General features: G+C 58.3%; 2 protein-coding genes. Both read right to left on the bottom strand.

The window, feature by feature from the left end; all coding sequences use genetic code 11:
- Nucleotides 1-74 precede the first annotated feature (74 nt).
- Nucleotides 75-347, bottom strand: a complete 273-nt coding sequence (locus ACN1C3_RS33225; RefSeq protein WP_419119952.1) for a DUF6124 family protein — start codon at nt 345-347, stop codon at nt 75-77.
- A partial coding sequence (locus tag ACN1C3_RS33230) for a hypothetical protein (protein ID WP_419119951.1) occupies nt 344-535 on the bottom strand: 192 nt, incomplete at its 5' end. The genes ACN1C3_RS33230 and ACN1C3_RS33225, both read right to left, overlap by 4 nt.

Raw genomic sequence — 535 nt, forward strand, 5'->3', positions numbered from 1 at the left:
GGGAGCCGGGCTTGCCCGCGAATGGTCTTCAAGTCAACGCTGAATTGACTGACCAGACTCTCTACTGCTTGACCCTATGTTCCCACCGGCTTCACCGGATTTTCGTTGTCCAGCGCCTTTTCGATCAGCAGCAAGCCCAGTTCCAGCATTTGATGGATGGCCAGGGCGAGGTTGCGGTCTTTGCCTTCGAGGTCGTCGGACAGGTCCAGGGTCAGGGTGGTGGCCGAACAGAAGGTTTCGTAGGTGTAGGCCAGCAAGGCTTGGGTGTTGATGTCGGGGGCGACGGTGAAGATCTGCAGGGGGCGGTCATCGCTGCCGCGAGGTTTGGCCGATGAGGGCGGGTTCAGGTAGTGATCGAGAGCCCGGTGTGCGGCTTCGTGGAGTTTTTTGGAATCGAGGGATTGGTAGGTAAGCGCTCCATGAACCCCACATTCAAAGCCGCCACCTGATCCCCGATGCTGTGCTCCCGATTCTTTTCCGGAGCCCGCACCTCATGATGCGTCCCGACGCCAAAGTCGAAAAAGTCTATCTCTAC

The organism is Pseudomonas sp. H11T01, from assembly GCF_048515765.1.
In the GTDB taxonomy this organism is placed as follows: Bacteria; Pseudomonadota; Gammaproteobacteria; order Pseudomonadales; family Pseudomonadaceae; genus Aquipseudomonas.